We start from the raw sequence: 19,570 nt of genomic DNA on the forward strand, positions 1-19,570 counted from the left end.
GATAAGGTCACTGCGACACCATTAGCAAAAGGGCCATGTGCGAGATGAGTGGCGCTCCAGCACCCCGATCGGAACCCGAGCTTACCTTCCCGCAGGAGGTTCAGGAGTATCTCCGTGGAGCCTATTCCGAGGCCGACACGATCCTCGAATATGGCAGTGGTGGCTCGACCCTGCTCGCGGCACGCCTTGGCAAGCGGGTGTTCAGCGTGGAATCCGATCCCGACTGGGCGCAGATGATGCGCGAACGGCTGGCCGCGGCTGGCGTGGCCGAGCGGGCCGAGGTCGTTCACGCCGATATCGGCCCCGTCGGCGCCTGGGGACGGCCGATTGACAAGCGCGCTTCGGCCCGCTTCCACACCTATCCGCTCTCCGTCTGGGATCGCCCGGATTTTGCCCATCCCGACCTGATCCTGATCGACGGCAGACTGCGGGTCGCCTGTTTCGTCTCCGCTGTGCTACGGATCACTCGCCCGGTCACCGTTCTCTTCGATGATTATCTCGACCGACGGAAGTATCATAAGGTCGAGCGCCTGATCGAACCCGTCGAAACGATCGGCCGCATGGCCCGGTTCGAACTGACCCCCGGTCTCGACATGACGAGGCACTGGGGGTGGGCCATCGGCTCATTCAGCGACATCGCTTTTGCCAAGCCGACGGTTTGAGCGGGACGGCAAAGGAGCGAGGGCGCGGCCATCTCCCTTGCCATGTCAGTCAGCCACATATCTGGCGCGAAGCGCGGGCCATACCGACCGACGCGGCAAACGGGACCTCTGGCTTAATCGGCACCGGAGGTCTGGCGCTGAAGACCGTCAGGTAGCCAGGTTGCTCGAAACGACGACCGATTGGAAAGCCCTTGGCCTTTCCGGGCCCTGTCCGATCAAACGGGGCGCCGGAAACAAATCACCTGATCGCTCTCTGCGACCTGTTGCAGGCCGGTCATCTCGATCTGCTGTCTCATCCTTGCAAGATCGGCCTCCTTGCCGGGATACACATGCGGATGCGTTTCCAGGATCACCAGCGTCGCGCGCTCCAGAAGGGCTCCTTCTGCCGCGAACAGGGCGAGTTCCTCGCCCTCGATGTCGCAGACCAGTGCAAAGGGGCCATCCGGCAGCCGTTCCGCCAAGTTCGACAAAGTGATTGCGGGCACGGAAAATCCGCCCTCGCCGTCGCGGGCCACGTGCCCCACATGCGCGTTGTGTCCGAGCGCGAATGTAATCATGGGCTTGCCTGAGTAATCCACCGCGGCTTCGACCACCTCGACCGCACCGGGCGCCGCGCCACGCTCTGCGTTCTGTCGACAGATTGCGGCCAGCTCCGGCTTCGCCTCGACGATGATATGCTGCGCATCAGGGCCAATCCGGTCACGTACCAGCGCCGAAATCACGCCGACACATCCACCAAGCTCGATGACGTTGGTGCCCGGCTGCAGGTATTGGCGGACCATCTCGGCCTCGGGCTCTTCATAGGGGAGGCCCTTTGCCAAAAGATAGCGTATGGCGATATCTGCGTTGCTCGGAACGTGAACGGGAACGCCGTGTGGTGCGAAGTCTTCGCAGCTTTTCCCTCGCAGCCTCTGGATCAAGAAAAACAGGCGGCGGCGGAATTTTCTGAACTTGAAAGGCATGGTTCCATCACGCGAAGGTCGAGGGTTCAATCGTCTTGATGACGACTCGTATGACGCTGGAAGGGACCACAATACCGGGTCGAGAATCGGGAAAAAACGAGATTTCCCGGAAGCGAACGAAACTGCCTGCAAAACGATGCCGTTTCGCGTTGCATCTTGGCTGCACCTATACCGCGCGAGCCGCTTCCTTCTTCTCAACTGTCGGAAAAATCGTCCGTCGAATTTCCTGCCTATCCCCTATCCCAAATGCCTCTCGGAAAGGCAATCTTCTCGGCGCGTTTTCGCATCTTGAGAAGGGCAGCAACATAGCTGTCGCGCATCGGAGCCGAGAGCACAAAAGAAAAAGCCCCGACGCTTGGCCGGGGCTTCCTGATTTTGCGTAAGGAGATCGGCCGATCAGTCGGCTTTCTCTTCCTTCTTCTCGGGAGCGATTTCCTCGCCGGTTTCCTGATCGACCATCTTCATGCCGAGGCGGACCTTGCCGCGATCGTCGAAGCCCAGAAGTTTCACCTTCACTTCCTGACCTTCCTTGAGCACGTCGCTCGGATGGTTCAGGCGCTTGTTGGCGATCTGGGAAACGTGCACGAGGCCGTCACGCTTGCCAAAGAAGTTCACGAAAGCACCGAAGTCGACCAGCTTCACCACTTTACCGGTGTAGATCTGGCCCTCTTCGGGCTCTGCCACGATCGCGTGGATCATGTCGTAAGCCTTCTTGATGGCGTCGCCATTGGCCGAAGCGATCTTGATGATGCCGTCGTCGTTGATATCGACCTTGGCGCCCGACACTTCCACGATCTCACGGATCACCTTGCCGCCCGAGCCGATCACTTCACGGATCTTGTCGGTCGGGATCTGCATCGTCTCGATGCGCGGGGCATGGGCGGAGAATTCCGAACGGCCCTCGGAGAGTGCCTTGTTCATCTCGCCGAGGATGTGCATCCGGCCGTCCTTCGCCTGCGCGAGGGCTTTCTCCATGATCTCGGGGGTGATGCCCGCGACCTTGATGTCCATCTGCAACGAGGTGATGCCTTCGGCAGTGCCCGCAACCTTGAAGTCCATGTCGCCGAGGTGATCCTCGTCGCCAAGGATGTCGGTCAGCACGGCCCAGGAGCCGTCATCTTCCAGCACGAGACCCATCGCGACGCCCGCGACCGCCGATTTCAGCGGCACGCCCGCATCCATCATCGAGAGCGACCCGCCGCAGACCGAAGCCATCGACGAGGAGCCGTTCGATTCCGTGATCTCGGAGACCACGCGGATCGTGTACGGGAAGTCGGTCGCCGCCGGCAACACCGCCTGCAGCGCGCGCCATGCCAGCTTGCCGTGACCGATTTCACGACGGCCGGGCGAGCCCACGCGGCCCACTTCGCCGACCGAGTAGGGCGGGAAGTTGTAGTGCAGCAGGAAGTTCGAACGCGAGTTGCCGTGCAGCGCGTCGATGATCTGTTCGTCATCGCCGGTGCCCAGCGTGGTCACGACCAGCGCCTGCGTTTCGCCACGGGTGAAGAGCGCCGAACCGTGGGTGCGCGGCAGGATGCCGGTTTCCGACACGATCGGGCGCACTTCGTTGAGCGCACGACCGTCGATGCGGCGGCCGTTCTTCACGACGTCGCCACGCAGCACGGCCGATTCCAGCTTCTTCATCGCTGTGCCGAGGGTCGGATCTTCGAGCTGCTCTTCGGTCAGCTGCGCCTTGATCTCTTCCTTCGCGGCGGCAACGGCGGCCACGCGCTCCTGCTTGTCGGTGATCGCGTAGGCGGCGCGCATCTTCTCTTCGCCGAGACCTTTGACCACGTCGAGCATCGGCTTGTAGTCGGGGGCCTGGAAGTCGAAGGGCTCTTTCGCGGCGGCTTCGGCGAGGTCGATGATCAGGTCGATCACCGGCTGCATCGCCTCATGGCCGAACTTCACGGCACCCAGCATTTCCTCTTCCGAAAGCTCGTAGGCTTCGGATTCGACCATCATCACGGCGTCCTTGGTGCCCGCGACGACGAGGTCCAGACGCTGCTCGGGGTTCTCGCGCAGCTTCTGCATGTCGTCGACTTCGGGGTTCAGGATGTATTCGCCATCGGCGAAACCGACGCGCGCGGCGGCGATCGGGCCCATGAACGGCACGCCCGAAATGGTCAGTGCGGCCGAAGCGGCGATCATCGCGACGATATCGGGCTCGTTCACGAGGTCATGCGAAAGAACGGTGCACATCACGAGCACTTCGTTCTTGAAGCCTTCCACGAAGAGCGGACGGCACGGACGGTCGATCAGGCGCGCCGTCAGCGTCTCTTTTTCGGACGGACGGGCTTCGCGCTTGAAGAAGCCACCCGGCACTTTACCGGCGGCGTAGTATTTCTCCTGGTAATGAACCGTGAGCGGGAAGAAGTCCTGGCCCGGCTTCGGTTCCTTGGCAAAGGTCACGTTGGCCATGACGCTCGTCTCGCCCAGAGTGGCGATGACCGAGCCGTCAGCCTGACGGGCAACCTTGCCGGTTTCCAGCGTGAGCTCGTCTTCGCCCCACTGGATGGATTTTTTCACAACATTGAACATTCAGCGTATCCTGTCTGGGAGCACTCACGGGCGTATCCCGTGTCTCCCGTTTGCATGGCGGCCCCATTGCCGCCGCCCCCAATCCTTATGCACGCGCCCGGGGGCCTTGGGCGTCACGTCTCAGATGGGGCTGCCCTTACAGGAAATGAAGGGGTTTGGGAAGGATGGAGTTGGGCGGTCAGCCGAGCTGCGCCCAAATCTGGCCGTAATGACCGGTCACATTGCTTTCAGATAGATACCAAAGAATTAAAGACCTCGAATGATCAAGCGCACCGCCCTTTTCATCGATGCCGAAAACATTTCTCCGAGCTTCGCCACGAAGATCCTGTCACGCGCAAGATCGGGTGGAGAGCTTTTCTTGCGGCGTGCCTACGGGGATGTAGCAAAGATCAAGGGATGGGGCGAGCTTCCGGCGATCCGCCTGATCCATTCGGGATGCGGCAAGAATGCGGGCGATCTCCTGCTTTCGCTCGACGCGCTCGAGATCGCGCTCACCGGGGCGGCGGACTGTTTCGTGATCGCAAGTTCGGATGGCGACTTCACCCATCTCGCGACGCGCTTGCGCGACAAGGGCAAGGAGGTGATCGGGATCGGAGAGGGCAAGACGCCCCCCACATTCCGCGAGGCCTGCTCGATCTTTCACTCGCTCGAAGCCCCGGCGACCAAACCTCCCGTGAAAGCCGCGACCAAGCCCGCCGCGCGACCATCCAAGCCAACCGAGCCCGAGCCCGCCAAGGCGCTCTCTCTCGATCACAAGATTCGTTCGACAATTGCGCAGCACAGCAAGGCGGGGCGCGGCATGCTGATCACCCATCTCTCGGCTGCGATGAAAAACGCCCATAGCGTCAAGATCAGCGAGCTGCCCGAAAAGCGCTGGCGCCCTTATCTGGCGGCCCGTCCCGCGCTTTACGACCTTGACCCAAAAGGCCCGGAGGCGCTGGTGCGTTTTCGCCCCGAGGGTTTCGCCAGCGCATAGGCCAATGCGCCCCCTCGCAAAGCAAAACGCCCGCCTCTTTACGAGACGGGCGTTCCGTGATTCCGAAATGACCGGACGGTCTTAGCGACGCAGGCCGAGGCGCTCGATCAGCGACTGGTAGCGTGCCACGTCCTTGGCCTTCAGGTAGTCGAGCAACTTGCGGCGCTGCGCGACGAGCATCAGAAGACCACGACGCGAGTGGTTGTCTTTCTTGTGCTCTTTGAAGTGCTCGGTCAGGTTGGCAATGCGCTTCGAGAGGATAGCGACCTGAACTTCGGGCGAACCGGTGTCGCCTTCCTTGGTGCCGTATTCCTTGATGAGCGCGTTCTTGTCTTCAACGGTGATCGACATCGGGGTCTCCTGTATTAAGGGTTCGGGCACAAGCCGGGATGTCGTCCAGCAAGGTCCATATATCCACCCCGAGCGGGGCAGATGCGCGCGTATAGACGCGAATCAACATGAAGAAAAGCCTTATTTTACTGCCTGCCAAACCTCGGGCTCCGGCAAGTCCGCGGGCGTCAGAAGCGTCACATCCTCCGCGCGCAGATCGCCGGCATGCAGCACTTCGGCCAACCGCACCCCGTCGAGAAGCACCCAGGCCGCCCCCTCATGCACCTCCGAAGGCTCGATGCTGATCAGGGGGGTCGGCGCGCTCGTTGGATCGTAGAGTATCGCGATCCGGTCTTCGTCTTGCGTATAATCGGCGATCGTTGCGGGGGCCGCAGGGTCGATCCAGCCGCCCAGCGCGAAGAGATCGTCGTCCTCCCCGCCCTCAACCCGGTCGCCGGAACCAGCCAGAAGTGTATCGGAGCCCGCGCCGCCATTGAGCGTATCGACATCTACCGTCTCTGCAGCGGAACTCAGCCCAATCAGCAGATCGTTCCCGCCATCGCCGTTGAGCTCATCATTGCCCGCATCGCCAAGAAGCGTATCGTTCCCATCCGCGCCGCTCAGCGTGTCGTCTTCCGATCCGCCCGAGAGCCAATCCTCCCCGGCCCCGCCCAGAAGCGTGTCTTCCCCCGCATCGCCAAGAAGCGTGTCCGCCCCGAAGCCACCCGAAAGCGCGTCATCGCCCCCGTCTCCGCGCAGCCGATCGTCCCCGTCGCCGCCTTCGAGCGTATCCGCCCCCACGCCGCCGCTCAGATCATCGTCACCGGCATCGCCAAAAAGCCGGTCCTCGCCCTCTTCACCCGAAAGCGTGTCATTGCCCGCATAGCCTGCGATCTGGTCATCGCCCGAACCACCCGCGATTTCGTTCACTCCCTCGTCGTCCCACAGAATGTCATCACCTTCGCCGGAATCGGGGGAGGCGACGGGTTCGGGACGACTCTCGCCCGCGCTGACCTGTGCAAAAGTTTCGGGAGCGGGATCGAGCAGATCGGTGCCTTGCTCCTCCATCCCCTCGTCTTCCGGCGTGTCCGGTTCTGTCTCCTCGTCCCCGGCAGAGGAAAACGCAATCAGGCCCGCCGACGCCCCCGCGACGAACAAGCCCAGCAAACCGGACAGAAACAACATGACACTCACCCCCGTGAAATCGCGGCGATTGTAGCGCCGGGGGGGACGCTTCCCCTAATTCTAAAGGGTTAAATGCTTAACGACCCGTGGGCGGCCACGAGAGGGATCAAGGCGCGGGCCAGGGCTCGGGCTGATGCTCGTAAGCTATGTAAAGCGGATGTTTTGGCGCGCCCGCCTTGGTCAAGCCAAGGTGATGCAACTCGCGCCCCGTTGCGCGTAAAAGCCGTTCCACCGCGGCCCCACGATCGAGATGCGCGCCATGCGCACCCCAGGCGCAGATGATCCGGTCACCGGGGCCACCTGCCCAATCGAGGCTCTCGCGGATCGCCGTGTCATTCTCCGGCCCGACTGGATCGGGCTGCGCGCGCATGACCTTCGGATCGGTGGCACGATAGGCGAAGATATTGGTCACGCGAAACGCCCCGAAACCCAGCGCCCGGGCGCGACGTTCGCAGCGCTCCACCGTCGGGTCGTTCTGCACCTCGGTCGCGGTGGAGGGGTTGAGCATGATGAAGAGCGCACGCGGCTTGGTCTCGTCCCAGACCCGCGTGAGCAAATAGCGGTAGCCCTCGCAATCGGAATAGACCGCAACGGAAGGAGCGTCGCCCTTGATATGCGCGCGCGTGATCATCGTGCTCTTTTGTCCCTTGCTTCGGCTGCTTGTCGCGTCGGATGCCTCCGGCGGGGATATTTGAAGCAGTTGGAAGGCAAGGTCAAAGATTGAAGACGCGGCTCGGGTGGACTTCGCCGGATTTGTAGATGCCCACGGCGAGCGGCTGGCCCTCATGACTGACCCAGACCTCGTCGCCCCATTCGGCCTCGCCGGGCAGAACCATGCCCGGATTGCCGTTCTTCAGCCGCACCGCGCCCTCGGGGGTCGCCTTGAGCTGCGGCAGGTCTTCCAGGCCCAGCTCGACCGGCAGGAGTTTTGCATCGAGCTCGGGCGTCTTCGCCAACTCGTCGATCTGCTCGATCGTCATCCCGTCGCTCGCCTCGAACGGCCCCGACCATTCGCGGCGCAGCCAGAGCACATGGCCGAGACAGCCGAGCTTTTGCCCCAGATCGCGCGCGATCGAGCGCACATAGCCGCCCTTGCCGCAGACCAGTTCCAGCTCGACCGTATCGGCATCGGGGCGCGCCAACATCACAAGGCTTTCCACGTAAAGGGGCCGCGCGGCGAGATCCATTTCCTCGCCCGCCCGCGCCAGCGCATAGGCGCGCTCGCCATCGACCTTCACGGCGGAGAATTGCGGCGGGACCTGTTCTATATCGCCCTCGAACGCCTTGAGCGCCTCTGCGATCTCGTCATCCGCGGGGCGCAGATCGGAGGTGGCGATCACCTCGCCCTCGGCATCATCGGTATTGGTGGCCGACCCGAGCTGCACCTGGAACCGGTAGCATTTCAGCGCATCGGTGATGAAGGGCACGGTCTTCGTGGCCTCGCCCAGCGCCACCGCCAGAACCCCCGTCGCCGCCGGGTCGAGCGTGCCCGCATGGCCCGCCTTCTTCGCATCGAGCGCCCAGCGCACCTTGTTCACCACCGCGGTCGAGGTGATGCCTGCGGGCTTGTCCACGATGAGCCAACCGGAAATGTCGCGGCCTTTCTTGCGTGCCATGGGGTCTCCTTCGCGTTCGAGCCGCGCCTGCTAGCCCAAGGCGCGCGCCACGTCAATCGGCAGAGCTTGCCGGCGCAGGCGCGATCAGCGCCACGATCGGCCCCATCGGCAGGCCCATATCCTCGCGCCCCTGATCAGGGATCGTGAGCCGCGAGACCTTGCCGTCGAGGTAAAGCGCGTTCGGCGTCTTCAGCTCGTCGCGAAAGAGTCGCGCAAATTCGTGGAAGGACACGGGTTGGTCCGAGATCGCGAAATAGGCGGTCCGCCCGTCGGCAGAGACGCCCACCCCATTGCGGATATGCTTGGAGGTGCCGTCTTCGAGAAATTTCGGATGCAGCGCCCCCTCGATCACCAGCATCGGACCGGATTGGGTCGCGTATTCGCAGCTTGGCGGATCGGCGGCAAAGGCGCGCGACTCCACCACCGAGAAATCCTTGCCGATGCAGAACACCCCATTCGGCAACAGCCCGAAATTGCCGGGCCCTTCCGAGGTGACGATCCTGTGCAGCTCCTCGCCGTTTTCGATGAACAGCCCAACCGGCTTGCGATCGGGATGATACATCCCCGCATTCATCGCAAAGACCACATGATCGCCGGCGGGGATCACTTCGGAGAGACGCTCGGGCGTGCCAATCAGGTTGCCATCCGCATCATCAAGGAAAAGCCGCAGGTCATCCCCGGCATGGGCCTCGCAGACCGTATAGCCGGTGCCATCGAAACTCAGATCGCGGCAGGGCGCTTGCGCGAAGGCAGGGCCGGCCAGCAGCGCCAGCGCCGCCGCCTTATTCCAGATCGTCGTCATCTTCCTCGCGCGCGGCGATGTCGCGCTGCACGGTCTCGTCGGAAAACAGCCGCCGCGTCTCATCGAGCCGGTCATAGGTCTCGTCCAACCGGAACCGCAGGTCGGGGCTGTATTTCGCGGTCATCTCTTTGCCCAACAGATGCCGCAGCTCGCCCTTGTTGCGCGCGAGCGCCGCGATCAGCTCCTTGCCGCCCTGCCCGCCCAGCGGCGTGACATAGGCCGTCGCCACCTTCAGATCGGGCGAGCAACGCACCTCGCCCACCGTCACCGAGATCCGGTTGAGATCGGGGTCATGCACGTCGCCACGCAGCAGGATGTCCGACAGCGTGCGCCGGATCAGTTCGCCCATGCGGAGCTGACGTTGCGAGGGGCCTTCGCCCGAGGAGAAACGGTTCTTTGCCATGGCGCTCACATAGGGCCTCCGCGCCTTTTGCGCAACGGGGGCTTTGCCAAGCCCGCCCGCACAAGCTAGAGAACGCCAAACCGTGAAGGAGACAGACATGAGCGATCTGCCGGGCATCGTGATCACCGGGGCATCGGGCCGGATGGGCCAGATGCTGATCCGCACCGTGACCGAGAGCGACAAGGCCCGCCTTGTGGGCGCGGTCGAACGCACGGGCCATGACTGGATCGGCAAGGATCTGGGCGAGGCGATGGGCGGCGCGCCGAGCGGCGTGATCGTGACCGACGATCCGCTCGAAGCCTTTTCCGGCGCGCAGGCCGTGATCGATTTCACCGCCCCCGCCGCCACCCGCGAATTCGCGAAGATCGCGGCGCAGGCGCGGCTCACCCATGTGATCGGCACCACCGGGATGGATGAGGACGACATCGCGGCGCTCAAGCCTTGCGCGCGCCACGCGGTGATCGTGCGCGCGGGCAATATGAGCCTCGGGGTGAACCTTCTGACCCTGCTGACGAAGAAGGTCGCGGCAGCACTCGATGCCGATTGGGATATCGAGGTGATCGAGGCGCATCACAACAAGAAGGTCGATGCGCCTTCCGGCACCGCGCTGATGCTGGGCGAGGCGGCGGCCGAAGGCCGGGGCATCTCGCTCGCCGAGAACCGCGAATCGGGCCGCGACGGCATCACCGGCGCACGCAAACATGGCGCGATCGGCTTCTCGGCCATTCGCGGCGGCGATATCGTGGGCGAGCATGACGTGCTCTTCGCAGGCATGGGCGAGCGCATCATCCTGCGCCATGTCGCCACCGACCGCGCCATCTTCGCGCGCGGCGCGCTCAAGGCCGCGCTCTGGGGGCAGGACAAGGCGCCCGGCGAATATGACATGATGGACGTGCTGGGGCTCTGAAACCTGGCCCCTTCTTCTTGATGGAAATATCTCGGGGGTGAGGCGCATAGCGCCGAGGGGGCAGAGCCCCCTTTCTGACTGAGAGATCTCGCCATCCGGCGACGGGGGGCAACGCCCCCCTCCGCCAGCACCGCGATCAGAAGTCGATCGCGATGCCCTTCTTTTCCCAATCGCCGTAGCGCACGGGTTCGGGACCGTCGCGGCCGCCAAGCTCGGTCGGCAGCTCCATCTCCTTCGCCTTCTTGCGGCGTTCCTCGGCCTCGGCCAGCGCGCGGATCGCCTCGGGCGGCAACTCGCGCTTCTCTTCGGGCTGATCGGACATGGCCTTGTCCTTTCTTGTCTGCGGATCGGGGCATGATATAGGCCTGCGCTCAAGCCGCAACAAGCCAGGAAGCCGCAGCCCATGTCCAGACCCGACCCCGCGCGCCGCGCCGCCCTCGGCCTGATCGTCGGCGTTCTCGAGGATCACGAGAGCCTTGCCGAGCAGATCGGCGCGGAGGCGCTCGACGGGCTCGAGCCTGCACAGCGCGCCCGCGCCCAGCGCCTCGCGACGACCACGCTGCGCCATATGGGCCGCGCCGACCGCATCCTGAAACCGCATCTGCGCCGCCGCGCGCCGACCGACGTAATGGCGCTGCTGCGACTGGCGACGGTCGAACTGCTGGAAGAGAAACAGGCCCCGCATGGCGTGGTCGATGCTGCCGTGACGCTGGTGAAATCGGCTGGGCCGAAGGTGCGCAGCTTCTCGGGGCTGGTGAATGCGGTGCTGCGCAAAGTCGCCGACGAGGGCGACAAATGGGAGACCACCCCCGCCCCCGAGATGCCCGGCTGGCTGCGCGGCCGGGTGATGTCGGCGTTCGGCAAGAAATCCGCGCAGGCGATGGAGCTGGCACATCTGGCCGGGGCGCCGCTCGATCTGAGCGTGAAGGAAGATGCGGCAGGCTGGGCGGAAACGCTCGGCGCGGAATTGCTGCCCACGGGCTCACTGCGCTTGCAGAACGCTGGAAAGGTCTCGGACCTGCCCGGTTTCGAGGAAGGCGCATGGTGGGTGCAGGATGCGGCCGCCGCATTGCCCGCGAAGCTGCTGAGCCCTGTTACCGGCGCCCGCGTGCTGGATCTCTGCGCGGCACCCGGCGGCAAGACGCTGCAACTGGCGAGCGCGGGGGCGGAGGTCACCGCCCTCGATATTTCCGAGGCCCGCCTGGAACGGCTCGCCGAAAACCTCGACCGGATGCAGCTCGAGGCCGAGGTGATCGCCGCCGATGCGCTCGAATGGGAGCCCGAGGCGCCCTTCGATGCGATCCTGCTCGATGCGCCCTGCTCGGCCACCGGCACGATCCGCCGCCATCCCGACCTGCCCTTCATCAAGGATGGCGCTTCGATCAAGCCGCTCTTTGCGCTGCAGGAACAGCTTCTCGATCGCGCACTGGAATGGCTCAAACCCGGCGGCACGCTTGTCTATGCGACCTGCTCGCTTCTGCCGGAAGAGGGCGAGGCGCAGATTAAGGCCGCGCTTGCCCGCCATCCGGACCTCGAAATCATCCGCCCCGACCTTCCCGGCATCGAGCCCGACTGGATCACCGAAGAAGGCGGGCTGCGCCTGCGGCCCGATTTCTGGGCAGAGCGCGGCGGTATGGACGGCTTCTACATGGCGAAGCTGCAACGCTCTGCCTGAACGCGCATCGCAGACGGTGACAGGTCGCGCCTGCGTGAGTAACGTGAGCGCATCCCCCGACAGAAGGGCTTCTCGAGCGGCAACAGGAATGGGCAAGGACACTTCCGGATCGACGGCGAAACTCGGCACGGCGCTCAACCGCCTTGCTGCCGCACGCGCGGGTCGCGCCCGCCCCGCCACCGGCTTCGTCAGCCAGCCCGAGCCGCGCACGATCGGATCCTTCGCCAAGGGGCGGCAGCTCATCCAGGGCAATTTCCTCTTCTCAGGCTTCCTGATCGAAGGGCCCGGCGTGAATATCTGGGATCTGCCGATGCCCGATCCCGCCTTCGAGGAGGCGCTGCAAGGCTGCGGCTGGCTCGATGATCTGGCCGCCGTGGGCGACCGCGAGGCGCGGATTCGTGCGCAGGATTGGGTCTTCGGCTGGATCGACCGCTTCGGCGACGGCAAGGGGCCGGGCTGGACCCCGGATCTGACCGGGCGCCGCCTGATCCGCTGGATCAACCACGCGATCTTGCTGCTCAACGGGCGCGAGCGCGATGATTCCGACCGATTCTTCCGAGCGCTCGGCCAGCAGACAATTTTTCTCTCGAAACGCTGGACCAGCACCGCGCCGGGTCTGCCGCGCTTCGAGGCACTGACGGGCCTGATCTATGCGGGGCTCGCTCTGACGGGCATGGAACGTCATGCGACCCCTGCGATCGAAGCGCTGACCAAGGAATGCGAGGCGCAGATCGACGCCGAGGGCGGCATCCCGACGCGCTGCCCCGAAGAGCTGCTCGAAGTGCTGACGCTGCTCAATTGGGCCAATGAGGCCCTGATGACCGCCGGGCGCACTCCGCCGGGGGCGCTGCTCGACGCGATTGCGCGCATCGCGCCCACGCTGCGCGCGCTGCGCCACTCCGACGGGGCGTTGGCGCGGTTTCACGGTGGCGGGCGCGGGCTCGAAGGGCGGCTCGACGCAGCGCTCTCGGCCACCGGCATTCGCGGAGTTCGGCGCGAGCCGATGGCGATGGGTTTCGTGCGGATGCAAGGCGGGCGCAGCTCGCTCATCATCGACGCGGCACGACCGCCGCAGGGGACGGCGTCGGCCAATGCCCACGCCTCGACGCTGGCTTTCGAACTCACCTCGGGCCGCCGCCCGATGATCGTCAATTGCGGCTCGGGCGCACATTTCGGCCGCGACTGGCACCGTGCGGGCCGCGCGACGGCCAGCCACTCGACGCTCTCGATCTATGGCTATTCCTCCTCGCGGCTCGGGCCCGAACGGCTCTTCGGCCGCGCCCCGCGCGCCTATCTCGACAAGACCCCCAAGGATGTCTGGGCCCGTACCGACGACGCGACCGAGTCGGGCATGATCTTCGGCCATGACGGCTATACCGAGACCCACGGCATGACCCATATCCGCGAGCTGGACCTGAGCACGGATGGGCGCGAGCTGCGCGGACGTGACACGCTCGGCGCGATGACTCCCGAAGATATCGCCCGCTTCGAGCAGATCTTCGAGCGCGAGGGGCTACGCGGCATCCCCTTCGATATCCGATTCCATCTCCATCCCGATTGCGACGCGACGCTCGACATGGGCGGTACCGCCGTGTCGGTCGCGCTGCGCTCGGGAGAGATCTGGGTTTTCCGTCACGATGGCGTGGCCGATCTGACACTGGAGCCCTCGGTCTACCTCGAAAAAGGGCGCATCCGCCCGCGCGCGAGCCTCCAAATTGTGCTTTCGAGCAAGGTTCTCGATCGGGCCTGCCAGATTGGCTGGACCTTTTCGCAAGCACGCGATAACCCCTCGGCCATCGTCGCGCCCTGACCTTGGGGCAGATCCCGAGGCTCACAGGGGCGCCCCCTGACTTGAGCCTTGCGAGGAGCTGCTGCCCGTGACCCGCCCGATCCCCCTGACCCGTGCGCTGATTTCCGTTTCCGACAAGACCGGACTGGTCGAGTTCGCCCAGGCGCTGGCCGCGCGCGGCGTGGAGCTTCTTTCGACCGGCGGCACCGCCAAGACGCTGCGCGAAGCGGGCCTGAGCGTGCGCGACGTGGCCGACGTAACCGGTTTTCCGGAAATGATGGATGGCCGCGTGAAAACGCTGCATCCGAAAGTGCATGGCGGCCTGCTCGCGCTGCGCGACAACGAGGAGCACCTCGCGGCGATGGAGGCCCATCAGATCGAGGCGATCGACCTGCTGGTGGTCAACCTCTACCCGTTCGAGGAAACCGTGGCGAAGGGCGCCGATTACGAGACCTGCATCGAGAATATCGACATCGGCGGCCCGGCAATGATCCGGGCTGCGGCGAAGAACCATGCCTTCGTCTCGACCGTCGTGGATGTGGAAGATTACGCCGCCGTTCTGGCCGAGCTCGACGCCAATGACGGCGCGACCACCTATCCCTTCCGCCAGCGTCTCGCCCAGATCGCCTATGCGCGCACCGCCGCCTACGACGCGGCCGTCTCGACCTGGATGGCTGGCGCCATCGGCGAAGAGACCCCGCGCCGCCGCGCTTTCGCGGGCAAGATCGCGCAGACCCTGCGCTACGGCGAGAACCCGCATCAGCAGGCGGCCTTCTACCTCGACGGTACGAACCGCCCGGGCGTGGCGACCGCCAAGCAGCTTCAGGGCAAGGAACTGAGCTACAACAACATCAACGACACCGATGCGGCGTTCGAACTGGTCTCGGAATTCGGCACCGAAAAGCCCGCCGTCGCGATCATCAAACACGCCAACCCCTGCGGCGTGGCGACCGGCGAGACCGTGATCGAAGCCTATAAGCGCGCTTTCGACTGCGACCGCACCTCGGCCTTCGGCGGAATCATCGCGCTGAACCAGACCCTCGACGCGGCCACCGCCGAAGAGATCACGAAGATTTTCTCGGAAGTCATCATCGCACCCTCCGTGGATGACGCCGCGAAAGAGGTCATCGCGAAGAAGAAGAACGTGCGCCTGCTGGAAACCGGCGGCCTGCCCGACACCACCGCGCCGATCACCACCTATCGTCAGGTCGCGGGTGGCTTCCTCGTGCAGGACAAGGACAATGGCGTGATCACGCTCGACGATCTGAAGGTCGTGACCGAGCGCCAGCCCTCGGAACAGGAGCTGAAAGACCTGCTGTTCGCGTGGAAAGTCGCGAAACACGTCAAGTCGAACGCGATCATCTACGTCAAGGACGGCGCGACCGTGGGCGTGGGCGCGGGCCAGATGAGCCGGGTGGATTCCACGCGCATCGCCGCGCGTAAGGCCGAGGACATGATGGAAGCCTGCGGCATGGCCGAGACGCCCACCAAGGGCTCGGTCGTGGCGTCCGACGCGTTCTTCCCCTTCGCCGACGGGCTCATCACCGCCGCCGAAGCCGGTGCCACCGCGATCATCCAGCCCGGCGGCTCGATGCGCGATCAGGAAGTGATCGACGCGGCCAACGAACGTGGTCTTGCCATGGTCTTCACCGGAATGCGCCATTTCCGCCACTGATCTGCCGATTTCTGCGCGTAGTCCGGTGATACCGGGCTGCGCGGGGAACGCGGAACGGACAAGGGACAGGACGGAAGAAAAGATGCGGCTTGCAGCGAAAGTGACAGCGGGGGTGCTGATCCTCGATCAGGTCACGAAATATATCGTGGTGCAGGGGCTCCATCTCGACCGGCTGGGCGCGATCGACGTGATCCCGCCTTTCCTCAATTTCCGCATGGCCTGGAATCGCGGCGTCAATTTCGGCCTGTTCGCAGGCGAGGCGGATGCAATGCGCTGGGTGCTGATCCTCGTGGCACTGGCGATCTCGGCCTGGGTCTGGTTCTGGATCGCGCGCGAACCCCATAGCCGAAAGGTGCATATCTCGGCAGGGCTTCTCGTCGGGGGCGCGCTTGGAAACGTTGTCGATCGACTCGTCTATGGCGCAGTGGCCGATTTTCTCAACATGTCGCTGCCGGGATGGACGAACCCCTACTCGTTCAACGTGGCTGACATCACGATCTTCCTTGGTGCGGTTGGGCTTGTTCTCTTCACCGGCAAGGACAATCGCGCGCCAGAGCACTAGGTTGGTTTTTCGCAGGTGACGCCGCCTTCGTGTTGCGCTAAGACGGGGTCGGAACTGGGAAGGGAGTGGTCCATGCAGGCTCGGATCGGCACGCTCGGAATCGCAATGATGGCGGTTTTGACGCTGGCTGCCTGCGGCAATAACCGCGAGCCCAGCCTGATGAATCTGCGTTCCTCGCATCAGGGGCCGGACGAATTCGGCGTATTGCCGACGAAGCCGCTCGAGATGCCCAAGGATCTCGGCGCCCTGCCCGCGCCCACGCCGGGTGGCAAGAACATCACCGACCCCACGCCCGAAGCCGATGCCGTGGCCGCCCTTGGCGGCAATCCGCGTCGCCTCGAAGAGAGCGGGCAGGTGCCCAATGGCGATCGTGCGCTGGTTTCGGCCGCCTCGCGCTATGGCAGCCAGGCGGGCATCCGCCAGACCCTCGCTGCCGAGGATTACGAGTGGCGCAAGGATCACGACGGTCGCCTGCTCGAGCGTCTGCTGAGCGTCTCGGTCTATTACAAGGCTTACAAGCCGATGGAGCTCGACCAATCGGCCGAACTCGAGCGGTGGCGCCGCCTTGGCATCATCACCCCTGCCGCTCCGCCCTCGGGCGAGGCTCAGCAGGAAGTGAAGTAAGACGAAATCCCATCACGAGACCGTCAGCGTGCTTTGCACGGAGCGCGGGAGTGCCTATCTTGCTTGCAACTGTGTCTTGTGAGGAGTTGGGCATTGCGCGCGTTCCTGTTCGCCCTGTTGATGTTGGCAGGTTTGAGCCCGGCGGTTGCCGGTAACGTCTCTACCTTCGAGTTGGAAAATGGCCTCAAGGGCGTCGTGATCGAAGATCATCGCGCGCCGGTCGTCGTCCATATGGTCTGGTACAAGGTCGGATCCGCCGATGAAAAGCGCGGCAAATCCGGCATCGCGCATTACCTCGAACACCTGATGTTCAAGGGCACGGACACGATGGCGCCGGGCGAACTGTCGAAGACCGTCGCTGCCAATGGCGGCTCTGACAACGCCTTCACAAGCTATGACTACACCGCCTATTTCCAGCGCATCGCCGCCGACCGGCTGCCGCTGGTGATGAAGATGGAAGCGGATCGGATGCGCAACCTGCGGATCTCGCCCGATGATGCGAAGACCGAGTTGCAGGTGATCCTGGAGGAACGCTCGCAGCGCACCGACTCCAACCCCTCGGCGCTGTTCAACGAGCAGGCGCGCGCCGCCCAGTTCCTCAATTCGCCCTACGGCACGCCGGTGATCGGCTGGCGCAAGGAGATGGAAGGCCTGACGCGGCAGGACGCCCTGAACTGGTATCACGAATATTACGCCCCCAATAATGCAGTTCTGGTGGTCGCGGGCGATGTGAAGCCTGACGAGGTGAAAGCGCTGGCCGAGAAGTATTACGGCGGTCTGAAGCCGACCGAGGATCTGCCGCCGCGCGCCCGTCCGCAAGAACCGCCGCAGCGCGCCGCGCGCCACATCACCTTCAAGGATGACCGCGTCGCCCAGCCCTATCTGGTGCGCTCCTATCTCGCCCCTGAACGCAACCCGGATGATCAGAAACGCGCCGCCGCGCTGACCGTGCTGTCCGAGATCCTCGGCGGCAATCAGGCGACTTCCGTGCTTGGTCGCAAGCTGATCTATGGCGATGGCACGGCGATCTATGCTTCGACCTATTACGACGGCATGTCGATTGACCCGACCACCTTCAACATATCGCTCATGCCGGCGAAGGATGTGAGCCTTCCCGAAGCCGAAAAGGCGCTCGACAACGCAATCGCGCAGTTCCTGACCGAGGGGATCGACCCAGATCAGTTCGCCCGCATCAAGACGCAGGTGAAAGCCTCCGAGATCTATTCGCGAGACAACACCCAAGGGCTCGCCCGCCGTTATGGCGAGGCGCTGGCTTCGGGCTTTTCCGTGCAGGATGTCGAGGACTGGCCCGATGTTCTAACCTCGGTCACCGAGGAGGACGTGATGGCCGCCGCCCATGATCTGTTCGAGGCGCGTAATTCGGTCACCGGCTACGCCGAACCCGCGAGCAAGCCGCTCGCCGCTGCGGCCCCTGCTGCCCCGCCCGCCCCCGCGCAGGAGGTCACGCAATGATCCATACCCGTTTCCCGATCGCCGCGCGTCTCGCGATGGCGACGCTGTTTGCGCTGATCCTCGCCCTGCCCGCCCGCGCCATCGAGATCCAGGAGGTGACCTCTCCCGGCGGCATCAAGGCATGGCTCGTCGAGAATCACGACATCCCCTTCACCGCGCTCGACATTGCCTTCAAGGGCGGTGCGAGCCTCGACGCGCCGGGCAAGCGCGGTGCGATCAACCTGATGACCGCAACCCTCGAAGAGGGTGCGGGTCAGATGGACAGCCAGCAATTCGCCGAGGCGCAGGAGGCGCTCGCGGCGCAGTTCAGCTTCGATGTGGGCGATGATTCCCTAGACATCTCGGCGCGGATGCTGACCGAGAACCGCGACAAGGCCGTCAGCCTGCTGCGCGAGGCGCTGGTCAATCCACGCTTCGACCAGACCGCGATCGACCGCGTGCGTCAGCAGGTGCTCGCGATCATCGCTTCGGACAAGCAAGATCCGAACGCTGTCGCCGCCGAGACTTTCCGCAAGATCGCCTATGGCGGCCACCCCTATGGCAGTTCGCTCAACGGCACCGAGGAGAGCGTGAAAGGGTTGACGCGCGAGGACATGTTCGCAGCCAAGGACCGCGTCATGACCCGCGATCACGTGGTGATCTCGGCGGTTGGCGATATCACACCCGAAGAGCTTGGCCCGATGCTCGACAAGCTCCTGGGGGATCTGCCCGCCAATGGTGCCGAGATGCCGCCTGCCGTCACGCCCGATCTCAAAGGCGGCGTGACCACGGTCGATTTCGACAGTCCGCAATCGGTGGTGATGTTCGGCCAGAAGGGTATCGCGATGAGCGATCCCGATTTCTTCCCGGCCTATGTGCTCAACCAGATCCTCGGCGCGGGGGGCTTTTCTTCTCGGCTGATGGATGAGGTGCGCGAGAAACGCGGCCTGACCTATGGCATCGCCTCCTATATCGTCGACAAGGACCTCGCGAAGACCTGGCAGGGCAGTTTCGCCTCCGCCAATGAAAAGGTCGCCGAGGCGATCTCGGTCGTGAAGGAGGAGTGGCGCAAGGCAGCCACCGGAAAGGTCACCGACAAAGAGCTGGAAGACGCCAAGACCTATCTGACCGGTGCCTATCCCCTGCGCTTCGACGGCAATGGCACGATCGCGGGGATTCTGACCGGCATGCAGCTCAACGGTATGGATCGCAGCTATATCGACACCCGCAATGACAAGGTGAATGCGGTCACGAAAGAAGATGTCGCGCGTGTCGCCGAGCGTATTCTCGACCCGAAGGACCTGACCTTCATCGTCGTCGGCCGCCCGCAAGGTCTAAACTGATTTCGTCGACCAGATTTCGCTGGGGATAGTTGGCGCGAATCTCTTTAGATGAGGCGCGCGCCATGC

At 64.1% G+C, this 19,570-nt stretch carries 19 protein-coding genes; 10 read left to right on the top strand and 9 right to left on the bottom strand.

What is annotated here, in order from left to right:
• Positions 1–35: 35 nt before the first annotated feature.
• Positions 36–662 carry a class I SAM-dependent methyltransferase gene (locus TP2_RS06840; protein ID WP_240473720.1) on the top strand — a complete coding sequence of 209 codons (627 nt, stop codon included), beginning with the start codon at positions 36–38 and terminating at the stop codon, positions 660–662.
• Between the two features lie 215 nt (positions 663–877).
• On the opposite strand, the gene TP2_RS06845 is transcribed toward TP2_RS06840, so the two are convergent.
• Both TP2_RS06845 and pnp read right to left on the bottom strand, forming a co-directional pair.
• Positions 878–1,624 (bottom strand): FkbM family methyltransferase, encoded by a 747-nt coding sequence (locus TP2_RS06845; protein WP_038075192.1) that lies wholly within the window; start codon positions 1,622–1,624, stop codon positions 878–880.
• A gap of 396 nt (positions 1,625–2,020) precedes the next feature.
• Positions 2,021–4,165, bottom strand: a complete 2,145-nt coding sequence (gene pnp / locus TP2_RS06850) for a polyribonucleotide nucleotidyltransferase (protein WP_038075195.1) — start codon at positions 4,163–4,165, stop codon at positions 2,021–2,023.
• Between the two features lie 259 nt (positions 4,166–4,424).
• Here pnp and TP2_RS06855 point away from each other — a divergent pair, with 259 nt between their 5' ends.
• Complete coding sequence (locus TP2_RS06855) at positions 4,425–5,141, top strand: NYN domain-containing protein (protein ID WP_038075199.1); 717 nt, start codon at positions 4,425–4,427, stop codon at positions 5,139–5,141.
• 81 nt (positions 5,142–5,222) lie between these two features.
• Here the strand turns inward: TP2_RS06855 and rpsO are convergent, their stop codons facing one another.
• The 6 genes from rpsO to rbfA all read right to left on the bottom strand — a co-directional run bounded on the left by rpsO (position 5,223) and on the right by rbfA (position 9,477).
• On the bottom strand, positions 5,223–5,492 hold the full coding sequence (rpsO, locus tag TP2_RS06860; RefSeq protein ID WP_038075202.1) for a 30S ribosomal protein S15: 270 nt from the start codon (positions 5,490–5,492) through the stop codon (positions 5,223–5,225).
• 120 nt (positions 5,493–5,612) lie between these two features.
• Positions 5,613–6,656 (bottom strand): calcium-binding protein, encoded by a 1,044-nt coding sequence (locus TP2_RS06865; RefSeq protein ID WP_051692287.1) that lies wholly within the window; start codon positions 6,654–6,656, stop codon positions 5,613–5,615.
• 106 nt (positions 6,657–6,762) lie between these two features.
• Positions 6,763–7,287, bottom strand: a complete 525-nt coding sequence (locus tag TP2_RS06870; protein ID WP_038075205.1) for a DUF1643 domain-containing protein — start codon at positions 7,285–7,287, stop codon at positions 6,763–6,765.
• An 82-nt stretch (positions 7,288–7,369) separates the two neighbouring features.
• Entirely contained in the window at positions 7,370–8,272 is a 903-nt protein-coding gene (gene truB / locus TP2_RS06875) for a tRNA pseudouridine(55) synthase TruB (RefSeq protein WP_038075208.1), read from the bottom strand.
• Positions 8,273–8,324: 52 nt separating this feature from the next.
• Positions 8,325–9,074, bottom strand: coding sequence for a phosphodiester glycosidase family protein (locus TP2_RS06880; protein WP_051692289.1), 750 nt, complete (start codon positions 9,072–9,074; stop codon positions 8,325–8,327).
• Positions 9,055–9,477 (bottom strand): 30S ribosome-binding factor RbfA, encoded by a 423-nt coding sequence (gene rbfA, locus TP2_RS06885; protein ID WP_038075211.1) that lies wholly within the window; start codon positions 9,475–9,477, stop codon positions 9,055–9,057. The genes TP2_RS06880 and rbfA overlap by 20 nt, the downstream gene beginning before the upstream one ends.
• Positions 9,478–9,574: 97 nt before the next feature.
• On the opposite strand from rbfA, the gene dapB reads away from it, so the two are divergent.
• The gene (gene dapB, locus TP2_RS06890) at positions 9,575–10,384 is read left to right on the top strand and encodes a 4-hydroxy-tetrahydrodipicolinate reductase (RefSeq protein ID WP_038075215.1); all 810 of its coding nucleotides are present in this window, start codon (positions 9,575–9,577) and stop codon (positions 10,382–10,384) included.
• A gap of 136 nt (positions 10,385–10,520) precedes the next feature.
• On the opposite strand, the gene TP2_RS06895 is transcribed toward dapB, so the two are convergent.
• On the bottom strand, positions 10,521–10,706 hold the full coding sequence (locus TP2_RS06895) for a DUF1674 domain-containing protein (RefSeq protein ID WP_038075218.1): 186 nt from the start codon (positions 10,704–10,706) through the stop codon (positions 10,521–10,523).
• 81 nt (positions 10,707–10,787) lie between these two features.
• On the opposite strand from TP2_RS06895, the gene TP2_RS06900 reads away from it, so the two are divergent.
• The 7 genes from TP2_RS06900 (at position 10,788) to TP2_RS06930 (ending at position 19,504) form a co-directional block, all read left to right on the top strand.
• Positions 10,788–12,059, top strand: a complete 1,272-nt coding sequence (locus TP2_RS06900; RefSeq protein ID WP_038075219.1) for an RsmB/NOP family class I SAM-dependent RNA methyltransferase — start codon at positions 10,788–10,790, stop codon at positions 12,057–12,059.
• Positions 12,060–12,147: 88 nt separating this feature from the next.
• Positions 12,148–13,869, top strand: a complete 1,722-nt coding sequence (locus TP2_RS06905) for a heparinase II/III family protein (RefSeq protein WP_038075222.1) — start codon at positions 12,148–12,150, stop codon at positions 13,867–13,869.
• Between the two features lie 67 nt (positions 13,870–13,936).
• Positions 13,937–15,523, top strand: a complete 1,587-nt coding sequence (gene purH, locus TP2_RS06910; RefSeq protein WP_038075225.1) for a bifunctional phosphoribosylaminoimidazolecarboxamide formyltransferase/IMP cyclohydrolase — start codon at positions 13,937–13,939, stop codon at positions 15,521–15,523.
• An 82-nt stretch (positions 15,524–15,605) separates the two neighbouring features.
• Positions 15,606–16,085, top strand: a complete 480-nt coding sequence (lspA, locus tag TP2_RS06915) for a signal peptidase II (RefSeq protein ID WP_038075228.1) — start codon at positions 15,606–15,608, stop codon at positions 16,083–16,085.
• A 72-nt stretch (positions 16,086–16,157) separates the two neighbouring features.
• Complete coding sequence (locus TP2_RS06920) at positions 16,158–16,709, top strand: DUF3035 domain-containing protein (RefSeq protein WP_038075231.1); 552 nt, start codon at positions 16,158–16,160, stop codon at positions 16,707–16,709.
• Positions 16,710–16,829: 120 nt separating this feature from the next.
• Positions 16,830–18,182, top strand: coding sequence for a M16 family metallopeptidase (locus tag TP2_RS06925; protein ID WP_051692368.1), 1,353 nt, complete (start codon positions 16,830–16,832; stop codon positions 18,180–18,182).
• The gene (locus TP2_RS06930; RefSeq protein WP_038075235.1) at positions 18,179–19,504 is read left to right on the top strand and encodes a M16 family metallopeptidase; all 1,326 of its coding nucleotides are present in this window, start codon (positions 18,179–18,181) and stop codon (positions 19,502–19,504) included. The genes TP2_RS06925 and TP2_RS06930 overlap by 4 nt, the downstream gene beginning before the upstream one ends.
• Positions 19,505–19,570 lie beyond the last annotated feature (66 nt).

This window comes from Thioclava pacifica DSM 10166, assembly GCF_000714535.1.
GTDB lineage: Bacteria > Pseudomonadota > Alphaproteobacteria > Rhodobacterales > Rhodobacteraceae > Thioclava > Thioclava pacifica.

Bases quoted from the DNA above. Each gene is read 5' to 3' on its own strand.
- pnp (WP_038075195.1), bottom strand. From the start codon at position 4,165: ATGTTCAATGTTGTGAAAAAATCCATCCAGTGGGGCGAAGACGAGCTC.
- dapB (WP_038075215.1), top strand. From the start codon at position 9,575: ATGAGCGATCTGCCGGGCATCGTGATCACCGGGGCATCGGGCCGGATG.
- TP2_RS06905 (WP_038075222.1), top strand. From the start codon at position 12,148: ATGGGCAAGGACACTTCCGGATCGACGGCGAAACTCGGCACGGCGCTC.
- TP2_RS06865 (WP_051692287.1), bottom strand. From the start codon at position 6,656: ATGTTGTTTCTGTCCGGTTTGCTGGGCTTGTTCGTCGCGGGGGCGTCG.
- TP2_RS06895 (WP_038075218.1), bottom strand. From the start codon at position 10,706: ATGTCCGATCAGCCCGAAGAGAAGCGCGAGTTGCCGCCCGAGGCGATC.
- TP2_RS06855 (WP_038075199.1), top strand. From the start codon at position 4,425: ATGATCAAGCGCACCGCCCTTTTCATCGATGCCGAAAACATTTCTCCG.
- TP2_RS06925 (WP_051692368.1), top strand. From the start codon at position 16,830: ATGTTGGCAGGTTTGAGCCCGGCGGTTGCCGGTAACGTCTCTACCTTC.
- rpsO (WP_038075202.1), bottom strand. From the start codon at position 5,492: ATGTCGATCACCGTTGAAGACAAGAACGCGCTCATCAAGGAATACGGC.
- TP2_RS06920 (WP_038075231.1), top strand. From the start codon at position 16,158: ATGCAGGCTCGGATCGGCACGCTCGGAATCGCAATGATGGCGGTTTTG.
- TP2_RS06900 (WP_038075219.1), top strand. From the start codon at position 10,788: ATGTCCAGACCCGACCCCGCGCGCCGCGCCGCCCTCGGCCTGATCGTC.
- truB (WP_038075208.1), bottom strand. From the start codon at position 8,272: ATGGCACGCAAGAAAGGCCGCGACATTTCCGGTTGGCTCATCGTGGAC.
- TP2_RS06880 (WP_051692289.1), bottom strand. From the start codon at position 9,074: ATGACGACGATCTGGAATAAGGCGGCGGCGCTGGCGCTGCTGGCCGGC.
- TP2_RS06840 (WP_240473720.1), top strand. From the start codon at position 36: ATGTGCGAGATGAGTGGCGCTCCAGCACCCCGATCGGAACCCGAGCTT.
- TP2_RS06870 (WP_038075205.1), bottom strand. From the start codon at position 7,287: ATGATCACGCGCGCGCATATCAAGGGCGACGCTCCTTCCGTTGCGGTC.
- TP2_RS06845 (WP_038075192.1), bottom strand. From the start codon at position 1,624: ATGCCTTTCAAGTTCAGAAAATTCCGCCGCCGCCTGTTTTTCTTGATC.
- lspA (WP_038075228.1), top strand. From the start codon at position 15,606: ATGCGGCTTGCAGCGAAAGTGACAGCGGGGGTGCTGATCCTCGATCAG.
- TP2_RS06930 (WP_038075235.1), top strand. From the start codon at position 18,179: ATGATCCATACCCGTTTCCCGATCGCCGCGCGTCTCGCGATGGCGACG.
- rbfA (WP_038075211.1), bottom strand. From the start codon at position 9,477: ATGGCAAAGAACCGTTTCTCCTCGGGCGAAGGCCCCTCGCAACGTCAG.